Below are 16,371 nucleotides of genomic sequence, written 5' to 3' on the forward strand. Positions count from 1 at the left end.
CAGGGGGAGGCGGCGGGCGGGCGCCGGGCACGGCGCGGCCCCTGATGTGACGGGGCGGGCCCGGTACGCGACGGATGCGCGGGGCGGGCGGGGCCCCGGAGGGAAGTCCCCGGACGGGGACTGCCGAAACGCGGAGAGCGGGTCGGGCGGCCCGGGTGGGAATCCGCCGCCGGCTCTCACGGGCGCCGAAGCGCCGGTCTGTCGAACTGGCCGAATGTGCTTCCCGCACCGGGGGTGCGGGGTGTGCCAGGGCCTCATCGTGCCCAGGTGACCGGCGTCACGTCAAGAGGTTTGCGGGGATTGAGTTCTTATGCCGGATTCGGCATGAATTGCCCGACGTGGCCCTGGGCCCCGTCCCGACCCCGCACAACGGCCGGGCCCGGCCCGCCGACCAGGGCCGCGGCCGCCGTCAGCGGTCGGCCGTCAGTCGTCAGTCGTCAGTCGTCAGTCGTCAGCCGCCGACCGGGCGACCCTCCGGCTCCTCGGCGATCCGGCGGGCGATCTCGGCCGGCCGCACCGGCCGCCCGAAGTGCCAGCCCTGCGCCCAGTCGCAGCCGATGGTGCGCAGCCGTTCGGCGTCCCGCCGGGTCTCCACGCCCTCGGCGGTGACGGTCAGGCCGAGCGCGTGCGCCATCGACACCAGGCCGCTGACGATCCGCCAGCCGGTCTCCTCGTCCTTGGCGGGGTCGTGCAGGTCGCCGACGAACGAGCCCGCGATCTTCAGGCCCGAGACCGGGAGGTCGCGCAGGTAGGCCAGGTTGGACCAGCCGGTGCCGAAGTCGTCCACGGCGAGCGAGACGCCCTGGTCGACCAGCCCGTGCAGGGTGCGCAGCGCCTCGTCCTCGGGGCCGACCACGGTGGACTCGGTGATCTCCAGCTGGAGCCGGGCCGGGTCCAGGCCGGTGGATTCGAGGATCCGGCCGAGGTCGGTGACGAGGGCGGCGCTGCGCGCCTGACGGACCGCCAGGTTGACGTTCAGCTGCGGCGCGTCGTCGCCGAACCGCTTGATCCAGTCGGCCGCCTGGCCGCAGGCCTGCTCCAGCACCCAGCGGCCGAGCGGCATGATCAGGCCGGTCTCCTCGGCGGTGGTGACGAACTCGTCCGGCCCGAGCACGCCGAGCTGCGGGTGGCGCCAGCGCACCAGCGCCTCCACCGCGGCCAGCCGGCCGTCGGCCAGCGCGTACAACGGCTGGTAGTCGATGAAGAACTCGCCGCGGTCGAGTGCGGCCGGCATCCGGACGGACACGGCGTACCGGCTGACCGCGCGGGCGTTCTCCTTGGGGTCGAAGAGCGTCCAGCGGCCGCGGCCGGCCTCCTTGGCCCGGTACAGCGTCAGGTCCGCGGCGCGCACGGCGGCGCCCGGGGTCGTCGTCGAGACCCGCCGCTCCAGCACGCCCACGCTGGCGCCGACGGCGAGCTTGTGATCGCCGATCAGGACCGGCCCGGCCAGCGACTTCAGCACGGTCTTGGCGGCGGCGACGGCCTCCTGCTCGCCCCGGCAGTTCTCCAGCAGGACGACGAACTCGTCGCCGCCGAGCCGGGCGACCAGGTGGCCGAGCGGGGTCAGGGCCGCCTTGAGCCGGGCGGCGACGGCGGAGAGCAGCTGGTCGCCGGTGTCGTGGCCGAGGCTGTCGTTGACCACCTTGAAGCCGTCGAGGTCGACGTAGCAGAGGCCGAACCGGGCGCCCGGGTCCGGCTCCTCGAACAGCTTCTCCAGCCGCTCGAAGAACGCCGCCCGGTTGGGCAGGCCGGTCAGCGGGTCGTGGGTGGCCTGGTGGCGCAGCCGCTCCTGCAGCCGGTACCGGTCGGTGATGTCCTCCAGCATCGCCACCTGGTACTGCGGCACGCCGTCGTCGTCACGGATCAGCGAGACCGTCAGGTGGGTCCAGACCACCTCGCCGTCAGCCCGGTAGTACGGCTTGTCGAACTGGAAGTAGTCCCGCTTGCCGCTGATCAGCTCCTCGTAGGCCTCCCAGACGCCCGGGGCGTCCTCGGGGTGCACGAGGTCGCCGACCCGGCGGCCCTGCATGTCCTCGGGCGCGGCCCCGAACAGCTCCTGGAGCGCCTTGTTGACGGCCAGGATGTTGCCGTCGGTGTCGCCGATGCCGATGCCGATCGCCGCGCTCTCGAACAGCGCGCGGAACCGGGCCTCGGACGCGCGCAGCGCCCGCTCGGCCTCTTTGCGGGCCAGGTCGGCGGCGGTGCGGATGGCCTCCTGCTCGCGCAGGGTGCGCTCGCGCAGCGCGGCCGCCCAGCCGGCCGCGAAGGCGCCGCAGAGCGCGGGCCCGCGGTCGTCGGTGACCGGCTGCTCCTGGAGCAGCTCCAACGCGCGGGCCAGGACCACCGGGTCCGTGAAATGGGCGTCGACGAGCTCCGCACCGGCCTGGGAGGCCAGGTGCGGCTCGAACGGCTCGTCCTGCTGGGCACGGTGGAGCAGCACGGCGGTCCGGGAGACCAGCCGGCCGAGCAGGCCGGGGTGGACCGCCGTGCCGTGGTCACCGGAGAGCAGCCGCGCCCAGTCCTCGTGGAACCGTTCGGCGCTGCCCGACACCGGCGAACCGCTCACGGGCGGAACCCCACGCCCGCCACCCCGGTCATCCGCTCGGGGTGCTGGCCGACGGCCTCCGGCTGGTCGGGCCGCCACTGCGGCAGGTAGACGACGCCGGGCTCGACCAGCTCGAAGCCGGCGAACATCGCGGTGATCTGTTCGTGCGTGCGCATGGTCAGCGGGGTGGGCGTCATCCGGTAGAGCTTCTGGTGGTCCTCGGCCTGGTCCGGGCGGCCCTCCAGGGAGGCGTGCGAGAGGACGAGCGCGCTGCCCGGCGGGAGGGCGTCGCGCAGCACCTCGACCAGCTTCCACGGGTCCTCGGAGTCGCTGACGAAGTGCAGGACGGCGACCAGCAGCACGGCCACCGGCTCGCCGGCCGCGAGCAGCTTCTGCACCTCCGGGCGGGCCAGCAGGTCGTCGATGTCCCGCAGGTCGGCCTGGACGACGTCGCTCTTCGGGTCGTCCTGCAGCAGCAGCCGGCTGTGCGCGACGGCCACCGGGTCGCGGTCGATGTAGACGACCTCGGCCTCGGGGCGGATCGCCCGGGCGATCTCGTGCACGGCGCCGAAGGTGGGGATGCCGGAGCCGATGTCCAGGAAGCGGGTGATGCCCCGTTCGGTCACGAACTGCACGGCGCGGCGCAGGAAGGCCCGGTTGGAGCGCATGATCTGGGGCAGCTCCGGCCACAGGGCGATCGCCTTGCGGGCCATCTCCCGGTCCACCTCGAAGTTGTGCGAACCACCGAGGTAGTAGTCGTAGACCCGCGCGGCGTTCGGTTTGTCCAGGTCCGTGCCCTCCGGTACCCAGTTCGGTCGCCGCATCCTAGGGACTCCTTCGCTCCGGTTCCGGGAAGCCAGCTGTCCTAAGGGACGGCTGCGACTGATGAGACTACAAGCACAAAAGATCCTCCCTTGCACGCCGAACGCGTGCAAGCGGAGTTCTCCCATCCTGCCGGAGTCTCCGGTTCCGCTCGACGGGGCCCGGGCCCGCCGGGGTGCGGCGGGTTCCGGCCGGGGCCGGCGCACCCCGTGGCCGCCGGGGTGCGGCGCCCCGGCCTGCCGGACGGGCGGCGACGGCCGAGAATGGGGTGATGGCCGGACGCATCGAGGACTACGCCCTGATCGGCGACCTGCAGACCGCCGCCCTGGTGGGCCGGGACGGGTCGGTCGACTGGCTCTGCCTGCCCCGGTTCGACTCCCCCAGCTGCTTCGCCGGCCTGCTCGGCGACCGGCAGCACGGCGCCTGGCGGCTCGCCCCCGTCGGCGCCGCGCGGTGTTCCTCCCGCCGCTACGTCGACGACAGCCTCGTCCTGGAGAGCGAGTGGCACGCGCCCGGCGGCACCGTGCGGATCACCGACTTCATGCCCCAGCGCGGGCAGGGCGCCCGCACCCCGCAACTGATCCGGATCGTCGAGGGGGTCGAGGGCACCGTCGCGGTCCGCAGCGAACTGCGGCTGCGGTTCAACTACGGCCGGATCGAACCCTGGGTCCGCCGCACCGGCCGCCACCGGGTCGCCGTCGCCGGACCGGACTCCGCCTGGCTGCGCGTCCCGCCCGGGGTGCACACCTACGGCGTGGACGGCATCACCGCCTCCGACTTCAGCGTCACCGCCGGCCGCCGCGTCGCCTTCGTGCTCACCTGGCAGCCCTCCCACCTGCCCACCACCCCGCGGACCGACCCCGAGGAGGCCCTGCTCGCCACCCTGCGCGACTGGCAGCGCTGGACGGCCGGCTTCCGCTACCGCGGCGAGTGGCGGGACGCCGTGCTGCGCTCGCTGATCACCCTCAAGGCGCTCGCCTACGCCCCCACCGGCGGCATCGTCGCCGCACCGACCGCCTCGCTGCCCGAACGGATCGGCGGGATGCGCAACTGGGACTACCGGTTCTGCTGGCTGCGCGACTCCTCGATGACCCTCTCCGCCCTGCTCCGCGGCGGCTTCCGCGAGGAGGCGGCCGCCTGGCGCCGCTGGCTGCTGCGCGCCATCGCCGGCGACCCCGGCGACCTCCAGACCGTCTACGGCGTCGCCGGCGAACGCGTCCTCGGCGAGACCGTCGCCGAGTGGCTGCCCGGGTACGAGGACTCCCGGCCTGTCCGGTTCGGCAACGCCGCCGTCGACCAGCTCCAACTCGACGTCTACGGCGAGGTGGTGGACACCCTGCACCTCGCCCTGCTGGCCGGCCTGCCGATGGAGCGGCACGTCTGGATCCTGCTGCGGACCCTGATGGAGTACCTGGAAGGGCACTGGCGCGAACCCGACGAAGGCCTCTGGGAGGTCCGCGGCGGGCGGCGGCACTTCGTCCACTCCAAGGTGATGTCCTGGGTCGCCGCCGACCGTGCCGTCCGCCTCGCCGAGGCCACCGGCCTGCCCGCGCCCGTCGACCGCTGGCGGGCCATGCGCGACGCCGTCCACGCCGACGTCTGCGAGCACGGCTACGACCGGCGGCGCGGAATCTTCGTGCAGCACTACGGCGGGCAGGGGCTGGACGCGGCCACGCTGTTCGTGGTCAAGAGCGGCTTCCTGCCGCCGGACGACCCGCGGGTGGTCCGGACCGTGGACGCCGTCCGGGAGGGCCTCGACCACGGCGGCCTCGTCCGCCGCTACCAGGCCCACCAGCGCACCGACGGCCTGCCCGGCGGCGAGGGCGCCTTCCTGGCCTGCTCCTTCTGGCTCGCCGACGCACTGGCCGCCACCGGGCGGCGGGCCGAGGCGCACGAACTCTTCGCCCGGGTGGTCGGGCTCGCCAACGACCTCGGCCTGCTCTCCGAGCAGTGGGACCCGCGCGCCCGCCGCCAACTCGGCAACACCCCGCAGGCGTTCAGCCACGTCGCACTGGTCAACACCGCGTTCACGCTGGCCGAACCGGAGTAGCGCGACGCGGCGGGCCGGGGCGGCGCGCGAAGGGCGCGCTCCCCCGTCGCGGGCGGGTACCGTTCGGCGGATGGACCCGAACCACTACCGGTTCCGCGGCGTCTGGCGACTGCCCGCGCCGCCCGCCGCCGTGTACACGGCGCTGGAGGACGTCCGGAGCTATCCGCTCTGGTGGCCCGAGATCCGCACCGCCCGGGAGACCGGCCCCGGCCGCGGCGAGGTGGTGGCGCGCGCGCTGCTGCCCTACCGGCTGGTCATCGGCCTGGAGACGGTGCGGTGCGACCCCGCGGCCGGGGTGCTGGAGGCCGCCATGCACGGCGACCTCACCGGCTGGTCCCGCTGGACCGTCGCCCCGGACGGCGCCGGCAGCCACGTGCTGTTCGAGGAGGACACCAGGCCGGCCAAGCCCCTGCTGCGCCGTCTCGCCCTCCCCCTGCACCCGGTCTTCCGCGCCAACCACGCCGCGATGATGTGGCGCGGCCGGCGGGGGCTGGCGGAGTACCTGACGGCGGACGGCTGACGGAAGAGGGACGACGGACGACGGACCGGCCCCGGCGGCCGGCTCGCCGGGGACCGGCAGGGCGGGGACCGGCAGGGCGGGCCGGACGCCTCTGCGGCGCAGGACCGGCCCGGGGTCACCGCTGCGGCAGGACGCGCCAGGCCGTCTCCAGGGGCAGCAGGTGGCCGGTCACCGAGTGGAGGTCGGCCCCGGGCGCGGCACGCTCCCGCAGGGCCGGCAGGTGTCCGGCGGCGTAGTGCGCGTGAGCGGCGGCCCCGGACCACAGGGTGGTGACCAGGTAGCGGTGCGCGTCGAGCCGGGTGGGAAATGATCGTCCGCGGCCCCGGCACACGTCAATCGGCCTTGCGGCGCGGCAGGTCCGGGACCGCAGGCGTACGACCCGGGGCGTCCTGGCCGATCCGGGCGGAGTCACGCCCGGATCGGCCCCGGCCGTCAGCGGCGGAAGAGCCACGGCCGCAGCAGCCGGGTCACCACCGGCAGCGCCGCGTACGTCATCAGCGCGCTGATCAGCGGCGCGGTGACGAGCGGCCGGACCGCCGTCGGCAGGCCCGAGAGGTGCGGGGCGATCAACAGGGTCGAGGTGACGACGATCGGGGCGATCGCGAGCGTCGAGGCGACCGCCATCTTCCAGCGCACCGGCGGGCGTCCCTTCGACGCGGCCGCCTTGGTGGTGGCGAACCAGCCCTCCATGCCGAGGATCTCGTGCCGGTGCACCTCGTGGTGGTGCCCGTCCGCCACGGCGAAGCAGGCCGCCCGCGCCGGGGACGCCTGCCAGGAGCGGAACGCCTCGCCGTCGCGGAAGTGCAGCAGCAGGTGCCAGGGGTCGTCCGGCCCGGCCGGCCGCAGCAGCCCCGTGCCGAGGTTGCCCTCGTGCGCCGCGGCCGCGGCCAGGATGTCCTTCGCCCAGACCTCGAAGGCGTCCTCGTACCCGGGCTCCACTCGGCGGGCCACGAAGAGGGTGACCTCCTCGTCCTGTCCGCTGCCGGCCACCGTGTCGCGCGTCGTCGTCGTCGCCATTGGTCCTCCCCGTCCTGCCCGTCCTGCCCGAACGCCGTACCAAGGGCGCAGCGTACGGCGTGCGCCCGCCCTTGCGCGCCCCCGTCCACCGGGCGGCCGGACGGCTGATCATCATCCAGTCGGCCACCGGCTCCGGGCGGCCCGGTTCGAGTGATCGTCCGATGCGGCCCGTCCGTCCGTCGCCCTCCGATGCGCGTCCGGGGCGGCGCGGCCCGATCCGGCCCCGATCCGGCGGGATCCGCACGGCACGCCCTACCGTGGCTGCGGACGTCTTCGCCCGCCGCCGTACCGGGAGGCCCCTGCCGTGACCGCCCCACCCGAGGACTTCGGCTTCGGCCGGCCCTTCGACCGCGCCGGAACCGGCAGCAGCAAGTGGGCCCGGGCGGCCGGTACGCCCGGCGCGGCCGGCGCAGTGATCCCCATGGGCCTCGCCGACATGGACCTGCCCGGGCCGCCCGCCGTCGCCCGCGCGCTGGCACAGCGGGCCCGGCACCGGGCGTTCGGGTACACCGTCTGCGATCCGTCCGGGCGGTCGCTGGTGGCGCGGTGGTACCGGGAGCGGCACGGCGTGACGGTGGACCCGGCCTGGGTGATGCTGCTGCCCTTCGGCCCGCGGACCGCCGTACGGCTGCTGCTGGAGGCGGTGCGCCCGGCCGGGCCGGTGCTGTTCCCGACGCCCGAGTGGGGCGGCTTCGCCCAGCTCTGCCGGGCCGCCGGGCTGCCCTACGAGGAGGTGCCGCTGGAGCGGGACGGCACCGGGTACCGGCTGCCGGTGGCCGGGCTGGCGCCGCGCGGGGGCGGGGCGGTGCTGCTGAGCAGTCCGCACAACCCGTCGGGGCGGGTCTGGACCGGGGCCGAGGTCCGCGCGCTCGCCGGGGCGGTGGCGGAGGCCGGCGCGGTGCTGGTCTCGGACGAGGTGCACGGCGACCTCACCCACCCGGGCCACCGGCATCCGGTGGCCGTGGCCGTGGCGGGCCCGTACCGGGAGCGGACCGTCACGCTCAACTCGGTCGGCAAGACCTTCAACACCTCCGGCCTGCCGAGCTGCTTCGCGCTCGTCCCGGACGGCGCGCTGCGCGAGCGGCTCACCGCGGTGACGGCCGGGTTCGGCTTCTGGGAGGGCGGGCTGCTGGAGCAGGAGGTGCAGCAGGCGGCGCTGCGCCACGGCGGCCCGTGGCTGGACGCGCTGCTGGCGCACCTGGCGAGCGCGCGGGACCGGCTGACCGGCCTGCTCGGCGACGCCGTGCTGTCCGCACCCGAGGCCTCGTACCTGCTCTGGGTGGACGCCGCCGCGCTCGGCCTGCCGCCGGCCGGGGCGCGGGCGGCGCTGCTGGAGCGGTGCGGTCTGGAGGCCTCCGACGGGGCGGACTTCGGGCCCGGCGGGCGCGGCGCGCTGCGGCTCGACTACGCGTTGCCGGGCCCGGTCCTGGAGGCCGTCCTGGAGCGGCTGGCACGGCTCCGCTGAGGCTTCTGAGGCTTCGGGGGCTTCGGGGGCTTCGGGGGAGGGGCTCCGGGAGGGCCGCCCCGAGGCCGCCCGAACGCTTCGAGCAGGCTCCGAGGAAGCTTCGAGGAGGCCTCAAGGAGGCTCCGAGCAGGCTTCGAGGAGGCCTCCGGGCGGACCGGGAAAAGGCCCTGCGCGGGGCCTCGAAAAGGCCCGAATCACCCGATTGCACCGCCTCTGACCTGCGACGACATCTCTTCACGAGATGTTTGCGGAGCGCCTTCGCATGGTCCGTAGCAGACTGGGCAGGGTAGACCGGGCCGCAATCGTGATCCCGAGGATGGTGAGTCCGGTGATACCCGTTCGCCCGACCAGCCCGACCGCCCGACCGACCACCGAGCCGCCCCCGGACGGGGTGACGCCGCTGACCGAGTCGGCCGCGCGCAGCCACATGGCCGGGGTCTGCTTCAAGATCGGGCCTCCCCGGCTGGTCGGCGTCGAGGTCGAGTGGTTCGTCCACGACGACCGATGTCCCGCCGACCCCGTCCTACCGGAGCGGCTTCACGCCGCACTGGACGCGCTGCCGCTCGGCGGCCCCGACGGGACGTCGCTCCCCTCGGGAGCCCGCCTCACCCTCGAACCCGGCGGACAGGTCGAGCTCAGCTCCCCGCCCGCCGACAGCCTCACCACCTGCGTCGACGACACCCGACGCGACCTCGCCGCCCTGCGGGCCGCCTTCGCCGCCCAGGGCCTGCGCCTCACCGGCACCGGGACCGATCCCCTGGCCCGTCCGCGGGAGATGGTGCTGGATCACCCCCGTTACCTGGCGATGGAACGGTTCTTCAACTCGGCCGGGCCCTGGGGCCGGATCATGATGACCGGCACCGCCTCCGTCCAGGTCTGCCTGGACGCGGGCGCCACGGACGGCCCGCACGCACTGGACCGGCGCTGGCGCCTCGCCCACCGGCTCGGCCCGGTGCTGGTCGCCGCCTTCGCCAACTCCCCGCTGCTGGACGGCAAACCGACCGGTCACCGGTCCACCCGCCAGACCGTATGGTCCCGGATGGACCCCACCCGCACGCTCGCCCCGGGCCCCGACCACGGCGACCCGCGCGAGGCCTGGGCCCGGTACGTGCTGGACGCCGAGGTGCTCTGCATCCGCCGCCCCGACGGGCTGCCCTGGACCGCGCCGGCCGGGCTGACCTTCGCCGACTGGCTACGCGGCGCCGGCGAGCGCCCGCCCACCCTGGCCGACCTGGACTACCACCGCACCACGCTGTTCCCGCCGGTCCGCCCGCGCGGCCACCTGGAGCTGCGGATGATCGACGCCCAACCCGGCGACGGCTGGATCGTCCCCGCCGCCCTGGTCACCGCACTGCTGGACGACCCGGTGGCCGCCGAGGCCGCGCTCGCCGCACTGGAGCCGCTGGAGCGCGCCGACGGCCCGCGCCCGCCGCGCAGCGACGCCTGGCGCCGGGCCGCCACCCTGGCCGTCGCCGACCCCGGGCTGCGCCGCGCCACCCTCGCCTGCTTCGCCGCCGCCGACGCCGCACTGGGCCGCCTGCCCGGTGCCGAGCGGCTGCGCACCGCCGTCGCCCAGTACGCCGAGCGCTATCCCGCGCGCGGCCGCTGCCCGGCCGACGACCAGCTGGACGCGCTGCGGTCCGGCGCCCGACGCACTCCCCCGGAGGAGGCCGCACCATGATCGACGACGCCCGCCCGACCGGCGCCCCCGCCGCCGGCCCCGACGCCCGCCCGCCGCTGGAGACGCCGGCCTCGTTGGAGGCGCTGCGCGAGACGATCGCCGCCGAGCTGCTGGCCGCCCGCGCCCGCACCGCCGCGCTCACCGACTGCGTCGAGGACCGCGACCTGACCGCCCAGCACTCGCCGTTGATGTCCCCGCTGGTGTGGGACCTCGCGCACATCGGCAACCAGGAGGAGCTCTGGCTGCTGCGCAACGTCGGCCACCGGGACCCGATGCACCCGGAGATCGACCCGCTCTACGACGCGTTCGAACACCCGCGCGCCGAACGCCCCAGCCTGCCGCTGCTGCCGCCGAACGAGGCCCGCGCGTACGCGCACGAGGTGCGCGGCCGGGTGCTCGACCTGCTGGGCGAGAGCCCGCTGGAGGGCGCACCCCTGCTGGACGCCGGCTTCGCCTTCGGCATGATCGCCCAGCACGAACAGCAGCACGACGAGACGATGCTGATCACCCATCAGCTCCGGGTGGGCGAGCCCGCACTGGCCGCTCCCCCGCCGCCGCCCGCCCCGGCGGACGCGGCCGCCCTGCCGGCCGACGTTCTCGTCCCGGCGGGCCCGTTCACCATGGGCACCGACACCGAGCCGTGGGCACTGGACAACGAGCGCCCGGCGCACCGGGTCGAGCTGCCCGCCTTCCGGCTGGACACCACGCCCGTCACCAACGGCGCCTACCTGCGGTTCATCGCCGACGGCGGGTACGACGAACCGCGCTGGTGGACCCCCGAGGGGTGGGAGCACCGGCGGACCGCCCGGCTCAGCGCCCCGCTGTTCTGGCGTCACGAGGACGGTCAGTGGCTCCGCCGCCGGTTCGGCGTGCTGGAGCCCGTGCCCCTCGACGAACCGGTGCTGCACGTCAGCTGGTACGAGGCCGACGCGTACGCGCGGTGGGCGGGGCGGCGGCTGCCGACCGAGGCCGAGTGGGAGAAGGCCGCCCGGTACGACCCGGCCACCGACCGCTCCCGCCGCTTCCCGTGGGGGGACGCCCCGCCCGCGCCCGGGAACGCCAACCTCGGCCAGCGCCACCTCCGCCCGGCCCCGGCCGGCAGCTACCCCGACGGCGAATCGCCCCACGGAGTGCGGCAGTTGATGGGTGACGTGTGGGAGTGGACGGCCAGTGACTTCCGCCCCTACCCGGGATTCCGGGCCTGGCCGTACAAGGAGTACTCGGAGGTCTTCTTCGGCCCCGAGTACAAGGTGCTGCGCGGTGGGTGCTTCGCCGTCGCACCGGTCGCCTGCCGGGGCACCTTCCGCAACTGGGACTACCCGATCCGGCGGCAGATCTTCGCCGGGTTCCGCACCGCCGCCGACGCGGAGACCGACTGATGTGCCGTCACCTCGCCTACCTGGGCGCGCCGGTGGCGCCGCAGGAGCTGCTGGTGGAGCCCCCGTTCGGGCTCTACCGGCAGTCCTGGGCACCCCGGGCGCAGCAGTACGGCACGGTCAACGCGGACGGCTTCGGCCTCGGCTGGTACGCGGACGGCGACGAGGTGCCGGCCCGCCACCGGCGGGCCGGGCCGGTCTGGGCGGACGCCACGTTCGCCGACCTCGCCCGGGTGATCCGCACCCGGGCGCTGCTGGCGGCCGTCCGCTCGGCCACCCAGGGCTGCGCGGCGGGCGAGGAGGCGGCCGCGCCGTTCGCCGCGGAGCGCTGGCTGTTCAGCCACAACGGCGCGGTGGCGGGCTGGCCCGCGAAGCTCGACGCCCTGGCCGGGCTGCTGCCGCCGGCCGAACTGCTGGAGCTGGTGTCGCGCACCGACTCCGCACTCGTCTGGGGCCTGGCGCTGCACCGGTTGCGGGCGGGCGCCGGCCTCGGCGAGGCGCTGGCCGGCACCGTCGCGGACGTGGCCGCGCACACCACCGCGCGGCTCAACCTGCTGCTCACGGACGGCCGCGCGCTCGCCGCGACCGCCTGGGGCGACACCCTGCACCACCGGACGCTGCCCGGGCGCGGCGTGGTGGTGGCCTCCGAGCCGTACGACGACCACCCGGACTGGACGGCCGTGCCGGACGGCTCGCTGCTGCTGGCCGGCCCGGACGGCGTCACCGTCCGGCCGCTCGGCACCGTCCGGCCACTCTGAGCCCTCCACCTCCCCCACCGCCCTTCCTTCACCTTTTGAACCGAGGACCCGTCTGCCATGAGCACCTTTGACCTCACCCGACTGCTGCCCGCCGACCACTTCAGCACCGCGTTGCGCCACGACGTGCAGCACGGTCTGACCTCCGAACCGAAGTGGCTGCCGCCGAAGTGGTTCTACGACGCCCGGGGCAGCGAGCTGTTCGAGGAGATCACCCGGCTGCCCGAGTACTACCCGACCCGCGCCGAGCGGGCGATCCTCACCGCCCGGGCCGGCGAGATCGCCGCCGCCACCCGCGCCCGCACCCTGGTCGAGCTGGGCTCGGGCTCCTCCGAGAAGACCCGGCTGCTGCTGGACGCCCTGCGCGACCTCGGCACGCTGCACACCTACGTCCCGGTGGACGTCAGCGAGAGCGCGCTGACCGCCGCCGGCGGGGCGCTCGCCGGGGAGTACCCGGAGCTGGCGGTGCACGGCGTGCTGGCCGACTTCACCGCCCGGCTCGGCCTGCCCCCGGACGGCGGCCCGCGCCTGGTCGCCTTCCTCGGCGGCACCCTCGGCAACCTGCTCCCCGCCGAGCGGGCCGCCTTCCTGCGCGGCCTGCGCGCCGCGCTCGACCCGGGCGACTTCCTGCTGCTCGGCACCGACCTGGTGAAGGACCCCCGCGTGCTGGTCGCCGCCTACGACGACGCGGCCGGGGTGACCGCCGAGTTCAACCGGAACGTGCTCAACGTGCTGAACCGCGAGCTGTCCGCCGACTTCGACCCGGACGCGTTCGAGCACGTGGCGCTCTGGGACCCGGAGCAGGAGTGGATCGAGATGCGGCTGCGCTCGCTGCGCACCCAGACCGTGAAGATCCCGGCGCTCGACCTGCCCGTCCACTTCGACGCGGGCGAGGAGCTGCGCACCGAGGTGTCGGCGAAGTTCCGCCGGGAGCGGGTCGCCGGGGAGCTGGCGGCCGCCGGCCTGCGGCTCGCCCACTGGTGGACGGACGACGAGGGGCGATTCGGGCTGTCGCTGGCCTCCCCCCAGGTTTGACAGTTCACTTTACTAATAGAGAAAGGGACTTGGCGGGCATCCCACGTACAACACTTGAACATTGACGGGTTACGATCGCGGCTACCAAGCTCAGTGTTGAGTACCAGGAGTCAAGATCGTGAGCGTCACCCAGAAGCCCACGGAGCCGATGGAGCCGACGGCGGCGGAGGCCCGATCCTCCGACCGCCTCGGCTTCGTCGTCTTCATCACCGCCGCCGCGGCCCTCGGCGGGTTCCTGTTCGGCTACGACAGCTCCGTGATCAACGGCGCCGTCTCCGGCATCCAGGAGAAGTTCGGCGTCGGCGACGGCGTGACCGGCCTGATCGTCTCCTCGGCACTGCTCGGTTCGGCGGTCGGCGCCGCGCTGGCCGGCCGGTTCGCCGACCGCTACGGCCGGATCAAGGTGATGAAGGCGGGCGCGCTGCTCTTCGCGGTGAGCGCGGTCGGCTCGATGCTGCCGTTCTCCGCCTGGGACCTCGCCTGCTGGCGGGTCCTCGGCGGAGCGGCCATCGGCATCGCCTCGGTGATCGCCCCGACCTACATCGCCGAGGTGGCGCCGACCAAGTACCGCGGGCGCCTGGCCTCCTTCCAGCAGGCCGCGATCGTGCTCGGCATCGCGATCTCCCAGCTGGTCAACTGGGTGCTGGCGGACGCCGCGGGCGGTGACACCCGCGGCCGGCTGCTCGGGCTGGAGGCCTGGCAGTGGATGCTCGGCATCTGCGTGCTGCCCGCCGCCCTCTACTTCGTGCTCTCCTCGATGATCCCCGAGTCGCCGCGCTACCTGATCGCGGCCGGCCGCCTGGACGAGGCCCGCGCCGTGCTCGCCGAGGTCGAGGGCAGGGGCGCCGACACGGACGCCCGGATCGCCGAGATCCAGGGCCTGATCGACTCCGACCACCGCCCGCGCTTCCGCGACCTGCTCGGCGGGCGCTTCGGCCTGCTGCCGATCGTCTGGGTCGGGATCGGCCTCTCGGTCTTCCAGCAGCTGGTCGGCATCAACGTGATCTTCTACTACTCGTCGATCCTCTGGCAGTCGGTCGGCATCGACCAGAGCAACTCGCTGCTGATCAGCTTCATCGGCTCGGTCATCAACATCCTCGGCACCGTGGTCGCGATCCTGCTGGTCGACCGGATCGGCCGCAAGCCGCTCGCCCTGATCGGCTCGGTCGGCATGGCCGTCGCACTGGCCGCCTGCGGCTGGGCGTTCTCCTCCGCCACCGGCAGCGGCGACAACGTGACCCTCCCCGACCTCCAGGGCACCGTGGCGCTGATCGCCGCCAACGCGTTCGTGCTCTTCTTCGCGATGTCCTGGGGCGTGGTGGTCTGGGTGATGCTCGGCGAGATGTTCCCCAACCGGATCCGCGCCGCCGCGCTCTCCGTCGCCGCCTCCGCGCAGTGGATCGCCAACTGGGCGATCACCGTCTCGTTCCCCTCGCTCTCGCGCTGGAACCTCTCGGCGACCTACCTCGTCTACGCGGCGTTCGCGGCGCTGTCCGTCCTCTTCGTGGCACGGTTCATGAAGGAGACGAAGGGCATCCGGCTGGAGGACATGGGCTGATCCGACCGTCGGACCGTCGGACGTTCGGCCCCCGCACCCTAGCGCCCCCGGCGCGGGTGCGGGGGCCGAATCGTTCACTCCCTGCGGCGGGGCGCACACCTCCGGTACTCCTGGTGGCCAGGAGGGATGTGTCCTTGATCTTCAACCGGCTTCGCACCCGCAGCGCCCGCAGGACCGCGGCAGCGCCTGCCACCGGCTGCCCGTACGCCCACACGCACCCCGCGCCCGAACCCGCCGGGCCGGCGCCCGCCGAGGGCACCGGACACCCCGCCGGCCGGCTGACCGACCACGTCACCGGCCCGCTCACCCGCCTCGCCGGGGCTCCCGAGGAGCGCCCGGCCTCCGGGCCGTCCGCGGACGGCCCCACCGGCGCCGCCCGCAGCACCGGCTCGGGCTCGGGCTCCGGTGCCGGCTCGGGCTCCGGTGCCGACCACTTCACCGATCCGGCGGAGGCCGAGGCGTTCGTCCGGCAGTTCCACCACGAGCAGCCCGCCGCCGGCGACCCGGCCGAACGGCTGCGGGCCGTCCTGGACGAGATCGACCGCACCGGCACCTACGAGCACACGCCCGCCGAACTGGCCTACGGGGCGAGGCTGGCCTGGCGCAACGCGGCCCGCTGCATCGGCCGGCTGTACTGGCGCAGCCTGGTCGTCCGGGACCTGCGGCACCTCGGCTCGGCCGACGACATCGCCACCGAGTGCTTCGAGCACCTGCGGGTGGCCGGCAACGGAGGCCGGATCCGCCCGGTGATCTCGGTGTTCGCCCCCGACCGGCCCGGCCGTCCGGCCGCCCGGATCCTCAACCAGCAGCTGGTCCGCTACGCCGGCCACCCCGACGGGGACGGCGCCTGGATCGGCGACCCGGCCGGTGCCCGGCTCGCCGCCCGGGCCCGGGACCTCGGCTGGAAGTGCGGCGAGGAACCCTTCGAGGTGCTGCCGCTGCTGGTCCAGGAACGGCCCGGCGAACGCCCCGAGTGGTACGAGCTGCCGGACGACACCACGCTCGAGGTCGACCTCGTCCACCCCGACCACGCCTGGTTCGCCGACCTCGGCCTGCGCTGGTACGCGGTACCGGCGATCAGCGACATGACGCTGGAGATCGGCGGCGTCCGCTACCCCACCGCACCGTTCAACGGCTGGTACATGGGCACCGAGATCGGCGCCCGCAACCTCGCCGACGCCGACCGGTACGACATGCTGGCCACCGTCGCCGAACGGCTCGGCCTGGACACCTCCAACGACCGCACGCTCTGGCGCGACCGGGCGCTGGTCGAGCTCAACGTGGCGGTGCTGCACTCGTTCCAGGAGGCCGGGGTGACCATGGCCGACCACCACACCGAGTCCGGGCGGTTCCTCAAGCACGTCGCTCAGGAGAAGCGGCTCGGCCGGCCGACCCCCGCCGACTGGAGCTGGATCGTGCCGCCGGTCTCCGGTGGGCTGACCCCCGTCTACCACCGGTACTACGACCCGGTCGACCCTTCGCTGCGGCCAGCCTTCGTGGCGCGCGAGCCCTGGTGACCCGCCCCGGTGACCCGCGCTGGTGACCCG

13 protein-coding genes are annotated in these 16,371 nt (G+C 74.6%); 9 read left to right on the plus strand and 4 right to left on the minus strand.

What is annotated here, in order from left to right; genetic code table 11:
* Nucleotides 1–451: 451 nt before the first annotated feature.
* Both ACFC1F_RS12265 and ACFC1F_RS12270 read right to left on the minus strand, forming a co-directional pair.
* Complete coding sequence (locus tag ACFC1F_RS12265) at nt 452–2,566, minus strand: putative bifunctional diguanylate cyclase/phosphodiesterase (protein ID WP_376157549.1); 2,115 nt, start codon at nt 2,564–2,566, stop codon at nt 452–454.
* Nucleotides 2,563–3,369, minus strand: coding sequence for an SAM-dependent methyltransferase (locus ACFC1F_RS12270; RefSeq protein ID WP_209408739.1), 807 nt, complete (start codon nt 3,367–3,369; stop codon nt 2,563–2,565). Before ACFC1F_RS12270 ends, ACFC1F_RS12265 begins: the two co-directional genes overlap by 4 nt.
* A gap of 269 nt (nt 3,370–3,638) precedes the next feature.
* On the opposite strand from ACFC1F_RS12270, the gene ACFC1F_RS12275 reads away from it, so the two are divergent.
* Entirely contained in the window at nt 3,639–5,417 is a 1,779-nt protein-coding gene (locus tag ACFC1F_RS12275; RefSeq protein ID WP_376157551.1) for a glycoside hydrolase family 15 protein, read from the plus strand.
* 70 nt (nt 5,418–5,487) lie between these two features.
* Nucleotides 5,488–5,937 (plus strand): SRPBCC family protein, encoded by a 450-nt coding sequence (locus ACFC1F_RS12280; RefSeq protein ID WP_376157553.1) that lies wholly within the window; start codon nt 5,488–5,490, stop codon nt 5,935–5,937.
* Between the two features lie 115 nt (nt 5,938–6,052).
* On the opposite strand, the gene ACFC1F_RS12285 is transcribed toward ACFC1F_RS12280, so the two are convergent.
* Nucleotides 6,053–6,268 (minus strand): hypothetical protein, encoded by a 216-nt coding sequence (locus tag ACFC1F_RS12285; RefSeq protein WP_376157555.1) that lies wholly within the window; start codon nt 6,266–6,268, stop codon nt 6,053–6,055.
* Between the two features lie 101 nt (nt 6,269–6,369).
* Complete coding sequence (locus tag ACFC1F_RS12290) at nt 6,370–6,954, minus strand: antibiotic biosynthesis monooxygenase (RefSeq protein WP_376157557.1); 585 nt, start codon at nt 6,952–6,954, stop codon at nt 6,370–6,372.
* Nucleotides 6,955–7,258: 304 nt separating this feature from the next.
* Between ACFC1F_RS12290 and ACFC1F_RS12295 the strand changes: the two genes are divergently transcribed.
* The 7 genes from ACFC1F_RS12295 (at nt 7,259) to ACFC1F_RS12325 (ending at nt 16,341) form a co-directional block, all read left to right on the plus strand.
* Nucleotides 7,259–8,419 (plus strand): MalY/PatB family protein, encoded by a 1,161-nt coding sequence (locus tag ACFC1F_RS12295; protein WP_376157559.1) that lies wholly within the window; start codon nt 7,259–7,261, stop codon nt 8,417–8,419.
* Nucleotides 8,420–8,747: 328 nt separating this feature from the next.
* Complete coding sequence (gene egtA, locus ACFC1F_RS12300) at nt 8,748–10,100, plus strand: ergothioneine biosynthesis glutamate--cysteine ligase EgtA (protein WP_376157560.1); 1,353 nt, start codon at nt 8,748–8,750, stop codon at nt 10,098–10,100.
* Nucleotides 10,097–11,479, plus strand: a complete 1,383-nt coding sequence (gene egtB / locus ACFC1F_RS12305; protein WP_376157562.1) for an ergothioneine biosynthesis protein EgtB — start codon at nt 10,097–10,099, stop codon at nt 11,477–11,479. Before egtA ends, egtB begins: the two co-directional genes overlap by 4 nt.
* A complete protein-coding gene (egtC, locus tag ACFC1F_RS12310; RefSeq protein ID WP_376157563.1) occupies nt 11,479–12,234 on the plus strand; it encodes an ergothioneine biosynthesis protein EgtC in 756 nt (251 codons plus the stop codon). The genes egtB and egtC overlap by 1 nt, the downstream gene beginning before the upstream one ends.
* Before the next feature lie 57 nt (nt 12,235–12,291).
* Nucleotides 12,292–13,266: an L-histidine N(alpha)-methyltransferase gene (gene egtD / locus ACFC1F_RS12315; protein WP_376157565.1), complete on the plus strand. Its 975-nt coding sequence runs from the start codon at nt 12,292–12,294 to the stop codon at nt 13,264–13,266.
* 148 nt (nt 13,267–13,414) lie between these two features.
* Nucleotides 13,415–14,824 (plus strand): sugar porter family MFS transporter, encoded by a 1,410-nt coding sequence (locus tag ACFC1F_RS12320; RefSeq protein ID WP_376157610.1) that lies wholly within the window; start codon nt 13,415–13,417, stop codon nt 14,822–14,824.
* Between the two features lie 278 nt (nt 14,825–15,102).
* A complete protein-coding gene (locus ACFC1F_RS12325; RefSeq protein WP_376157612.1) occupies nt 15,103–16,341 on the plus strand; it encodes a nitric oxide synthase oxygenase in 1,239 nt (412 codons plus the stop codon).
* Nucleotides 16,342–16,371: the final 30 nt, after the last annotated feature.

It is taken from the genome of Kitasatospora sp. NPDC056181 (assembly GCF_042266225.1).
In the GTDB taxonomy this organism is placed as follows: Bacteria; Actinomycetota; Actinomycetes; order Streptomycetales; family Streptomycetaceae; genus Kitasatospora.